Annotated in this window: 3 protein-coding genes; 1 reads left to right on the top strand and 2 read right to left on the bottom strand. The window is 47.1% G+C overall.

All coding sequences use genetic code 11. From position 1 onward, the window contains the following. A partial coding sequence (locus NZ772_12505; GenBank protein MCS6814371.1) for a PAS domain S-box protein occupies positions 1-1,402 on the bottom strand: 1,402 nt, incomplete at its 3' end. A 290-nt stretch (positions 1,403-1,692) separates the two neighbouring features. On the opposite strand from NZ772_12505, the gene NZ772_12500 reads away from it, so the two are divergent. Further along, positions 1,693-3,849, top strand: a complete 2,157-nt coding sequence (locus NZ772_12500) for a PAS domain S-box protein (protein ID MCS6814370.1) — start codon at positions 1,693-1,695, stop codon at positions 3,847-3,849. 98 nt (positions 3,850-3,947) lie between these two features. Here NZ772_12500 and NZ772_12495 read toward each other — a convergent pair whose 3' ends face one another. After that, positions 3,948-5,123: a hypothetical protein gene (locus NZ772_12495; GenBank protein MCS6814369.1), complete on the bottom strand. Its 1,176-nt coding sequence runs from the start codon at positions 5,121-5,123 to the stop codon at positions 3,948-3,950. Positions 5,124-5,725 lie beyond the last annotated feature (602 nt).

The following is a 5,725-nucleotide window of genomic DNA, read 5'->3' as shown; positions in this document are numbered from 1 at the left end:
AGGGTTCTGATGCAGATCCAGTTGTACGCTGACTTAAGAGATTTTTGACAATCATTGACATCCCTACCACTGGGTTACGCAAATCGTGAGATACCGCATGGAGGTAAAAACGCTGGGTTTCTTCAGCCGCATAACGTGCTTGGGCAATAGCAATCAACTCACCAACAAGACTAAACAGTTTGATATCTTCCGGCATCCATCGCCGTTCTGCCCGAACGGCATCAGCACTTAAATAACCTGCGATTGTTTCACCATTTACCATGGGCACAATGATGGTGGATTTTACTCCCGCTTCTCTCATCAGATCGCGCTCTCGGCTGGCTTCAGGCGGCAAATCAGCCAAGCACTGAATTTCCAATGGTTCGCCTGTCAACAATTGCTGCATAACCCAAGGACAAGCCTCAGGTTTCATGGCTTGCACTAGAGCCATACAAGGTTCGATACCCTCTATACACCACTCGTGGGTCATGGATAGAGTAATTTGATTTGCATCCTTTTGGATAATGTTGACGCGATCGCTGGCTGTGAATTCTCCAATTGCCTTGAGGGTGAAGTGAATCGCCGTATCTGGATCTTGGTTGAGCAGTTGGCGAGAAATACTATTTAACAGCGTGTACATCTCTAGCTGGCGCTGACGCTGGACATCAACTTGTTTGCGGTCAGTGATATCGATTGCACGACTAAACAAGCAAGTTTTGCCCTCATGGTCAATCAATTCAGAGGACAACAACACTGTTTTCGGTTCACCCGTGCGAGTTTGCCCCTGAATTTCTTGATCAAGAACTGGTTGCTTAGTTAGCAACGCCTGTACAATTCGATTGCGATCGTTGCGATCGGCCCAGATGTTGAGGTCTAGGGTAGACTTACCCAGCAGTTCCTCCAGGGTATAGCCTGTCAGCTTTGCAAAGGCTGGATTCACCTCTAGCAACCGCCCGTCCTCCAAGGTAGAAATCGCCATGGCAACGGGATTAGCCACGAAGAGTTGATTAAATTTACACTGCAACTGGCGCAGTTCTAGGTGAGTCTTAAGGCGGGAGAGAACTTCTTGTTGACTGAACGGAGTGGTCACATAGTCGCTACCACCAGCACTATAGACCTGTGTAACCTCAGGTGAAGTGTCACCTGTGCTAAAGAAAACAATGGGCAATGTAATTCCTAGGGATCGAACCTCTCGGCACCACTGATAGCTGTTAGACAGCATGGCATCCAACATAACTAGATCAAAACCTTGATCACTAGATCGAAGCATTCGAGGTTGGCAATCCTGTGTAGTGTAGTCACAAACCTCTATATCGTAGTTGCCATGGCGTAAAATTGCTAACAACCCTTGAGCTGCCAGTAACCCACTGCATACTACTAAAATACGTACTCGTTGACGTTGATGAGAAAAACTATTCATCATGTCATCCGCAAGGTCAGGGCAACCAAGTACTCAGTGTTACCAAGCTTTCAACTAGCCTCAATTATCACCCAGGGGAGATGTAAATAGATATCACAACTCCACTTGACTGTGATCCGAGTCCGGGATCATCTCCTTATGATTGAAAATGTAGCTGCTTACCAAATTCATTTAAAGCGCTGTTTCCTACGTCACACCTATGACAATTTTTTACTGTTTTAACAATCTTTTCACTTATGACCTCTTCTTTAAATTCATTAACAGACGGATCCTCAAGACGCATAGTACAGGTGATGTCATTTCCCCCCGCTAACGTTACCCCATCTGAACCTTGGCGTGCCTGGATCGAGGCTGCCCCGATCGCCATGGCGGTTGTTGATCTAGCAATGAACTACCTAGCTGCTAGCCGTCAGTGGATGGTTGACTATGGTCTTCATCATTCCAATGTAGTCGGCCAATCTTACTATGAAAGTTTACCAGATGTTCCAGATACATGGCGACAAATGTACCAACGTTGCCTAGGAGGTGAGACAGAACGACAAGAGGCTAAGATATATCTGAGCCGAACCCAGAGGCATGAATGGATTCGCTGTCAAGCTAGCCCTTGGTACACTAACGAGGGAACTATTGGTGGGCTAGTGCTGGTATCGCTGGTTATCACCGCCACTGTTACTGAGAAGCAGCAGGCAGAGCGAGCGATTCAAGAGGCAGAGGAGCGATTTCAGCGCTTATCTGAAGCTAGCTTTGAAGCGATCGTCATTACAGACGGCGGCCTAGTAGTAGAAGCTAACAAAAACTTTACTCAGATGTTGGGCTACAGTCCTCAAGAAGTGAGGGGCATGTCTGTCACCCGCTTCATCGCCTGGCAAGACAAGGACTTGATCATTCAACGCCAGCAAGTTGGCACCGAAGATCGCTACGAAGCGACCTTGCTGCGTAAAGACGGTTCTCCCTTTTTGGCAGAAATTCGCGGTCGCACAATTACCTATCGGGGTCGGCGACTACGAGTCAACGCAATCCATGACATTACTGATCGCAAGTGGGCAGAGACTACAGAGCAGGTGATGAAAGCTGTAAAGCACCAAGATGGAGAGCGCACGGCAGAATTGCTGCGCATTGTTGATCGCTTACATGAAATGTCTAAGCGTCGCCACGTTGAAGAGGTACTAGCACGGACATTGCGTGAACAGGAGAGCATAATTGCTGCGATTCCAGATGTTTTGTACGTTATTGACTTGCACATTCGTATGTTGAAGTGGAATCCTCAACTAGAAGCTCTTACAGGGCTGACGGGTGAGCAGATTCAAGGGCGATCAGCATTGGCATTTTTTCCAGAGGCTGAGCGGGGCAAGATGGTACAAGCCATCTATCGAGCTTTTTCCATGGGATCGATGGATGTAGAGGCGCGACTGATCACCACTAAGGGCGAGATAGAGTTTCACTGGAACGGTGTGATTCTGCGCGATGAGCAGGGTAATGTGGTTGGGCTAACAGGCATTGGCCGCAATATTGGCGATCGTAAACAGGCTGAAGCTGCCCTCAATGCTAAAAATGCAGAACTCCAGCAGGCACTGACTGACCTCAAGCGCACCCAATCTCAACTAGTGCAAACGGAAAAAATGTCTAGCCTAGGACAACTAGTGGCAGGCATTGCCCACGAAATTAATAACCCTACTAACTTTATCTACGCCAATCTCAGCTATGTGGATCAATATGCCCATGACCTGTTGCAGTTGATTCACCTTTATCAACGACACTATCCAAATCCAGATCCAGAAATTCAAACCTTTATGAGCAGCATTGACCTCGACTTCTTGCAGCAAGACTTGCCCAATATCCTAAATTCTATGGCCGCTGGAGCCGAGCGCATTCAGCAGATGGTGCTGTCGCTGCGCAACTTCTCACGTAAAGATGAATCCGACCTAAAAATGGTTGATATTCACGAAGGCATTGATAACAGCCTCATGTTATTACAACATCGGTTAAAAGCCCATGGTGACACCATGGCTATCCGGGTCATTAGGGACTACGGGATGCTGCCACTCGTAGAGTGCTATGCTGGTCAGCTCAATCAAGTTTTTATCAACGTGTTGGCCAATGCGATCGATGCCTTAGAATCTCAACCTATAGAAGCATTCAATGGTGAGGAACTATTGCTGGGTTGGCAGCCACCAACAATCCACATTCGCACCTCTCTTTCTGCTGACCAGTCATGGGCAATCATCCGCATTGGGGATAACGGCCCTGGCATGACTGCTGATGCTAAGGAAAAGCTGTTTGACCCCTTTTTCACCACGAAGCCGATCGGCAAAGGTACAGGCTTGGGTCTCTCCATTAGTTACCAAATCGTAGTAGAAAAGCATGGTGGTCAGTTGGAGTGCATTTCAGAACCTGGTAAGGGGGCAGAGTTCATAATCAAGATTCCCCTGACACAGACTCACAGCAAATAACTCCTACATCCAGCAGTTGATAGTAAATCCTCAACGATTGATAGCAATCCAGGTGCAGATTGACTGACAGATGGTCAGACCTGAAGCTCTAGAGCAAGTCATTTCTCTCTAAGCTCAACTTTATTAAGAGGCACTTGCAAGAAGGTAGCTATCCGGTTTGCTATCCGTGGCACATCTGTGTATCCATACGTAAAGTCAGATAGAGGTTCTGTGGTATCGTCAACAAGTTTTAGGTTGAAACTATACATGCGATCTCCCTCGTCATCATACTTAGTGACGAACTGCACAGAGTTTACCTGTCGAATAGGAAGAGACGGATTAGAGTGGACTTTTCCAGCTATTCTTAGCGCACCCTGATGGTTGATCGCTGAAGATGGGTCGGGTGTGTTTTCTTCCCAAGAGTAATTAATCGTACCTACGTCCAGATCAATTACATAGTGTTGCTTTGGGGGATTTGTAGAGTGAATTGTCAATCGAGTTGGGGTGCGTTCTATTGTTAACCCACCGAACTTTTCAATCCTCAACTCATGATTGAGATAAGGTTCAATTTGGGCAACCAATTCAGAAGATGAATTCTCCATAACTGGCACTGCGCGTCCCCATAATTTCTGGCCTTGTCTAAACCATAACTTTACTGTTCCACCGGATGTATACTCTAGCCCGATCGCATCTTTCCAAGGGTAGGCTGTTTCTTGCTGCCGCCAAAGATAGCGGACTGTGTGGCGAATCTTTTGCTGTTGGCGATCAAAGAGCCAGATGTCTTGACGAACCTGGGCGATCAACACTAAGGCAAACAATCCTGCTCCTGCCAGGATACAGCTAGCAATCCCCCAAAACTCAGCCTTCATATCGCCTGTACGGGTATCGTCTGTCCAAACCTTTACGGTTAAGTCACCCTTGACCAAGCTAGCAATAGCGTAGGTGATGCTATTTTCTGCTTGACAAGTCGGGTCAGTCGTGCCTGCCTTAAACTCACTCAGAGGAATCTCTACTGGTACATTGTTAGCAACAATCCGGCTTATGCACAGGGTATAGGGTTTGTCTGAGCACCTGCGATTCTCTCCTGTACCAGTACAAACCCTGCGGGTAGTTGGCACTGTCAAGACAGTAGCTTTTTGCACACGACGAATAGTCTGGTTCATCGTTTGGTTACCCTGCACATCCTCGCGGGTCAGTTGGCAGTTCACATAGGTCTCAACTCGCTGACAAGTCAACTCTGTAAGTTCCCCAGTATTTGCTTTACCCAAGGTATTCGCGTAAAGAATGCCCATCACAGGGGCAAGTGACGCTAAAAGGATTGAGACCCTCGCAAGTATCTGTTTTGTCAGGGGTGTGGTAGCGATTACAAGGTGATGATGTGTGTTTTCAATTACGTTCATGGATTAATGCCAGGTGTGGATGCATTTCTTCTATCTTACCCAGATACCAGGCGAGTCGACCCTTATCAGCAACTAGCTGCTAGAGAAGTAATTATGACCGTCAAAGTGTTCTCACCTAGTGTTACCTTACTTAAAGTACTCTTAACCACTAACGGCAGTAGGTAATCACACCACAACGTAACACATACCAGTGTGCAGCAAACAACTGTGGTGATGGAGTATAAATAGCCCATGAACTGCACAACTTTTTTAGCTATCGTCAGTTGGTAATTGCTTAAATGACTCAACCCCAAGCTACAGAACAGGAAGCATCTCTCTAATCTGAGTAGCAAAAGGCTATGATACGAAGGCATAGGCCCAAAGACTACGCTGTTCTCCTACGTTTCTCTCAACGGTAAGCATTATGACCGCACCTGTAATCCATCTGACCCCTCGTGAATTTGAGGCCCAGATGCCCGATGGTAGCCGACTCCTGAGCCACACCTTCGACATGGAAA

The organism is Cyanobacteriota bacterium (genome assembly GCA_025054735.1).
In the GTDB taxonomy this organism is placed as follows: Bacteria; Cyanobacteriota; Cyanobacteriia; order SKYG9; family SKYG9; genus SKYG9.
This window is presented reverse-complemented; position numbering and strand designations above follow the sequence as displayed.

Bases quoted from the DNA above. Each gene is read 5' to 3' on its own strand.
- NZ772_12500 (MCS6814370.1), top strand. From the start codon at position 1,693: ATGTCATTTCCCCCCGCTAACGTTACCCCATCTGAACCTTGGCGTGCC.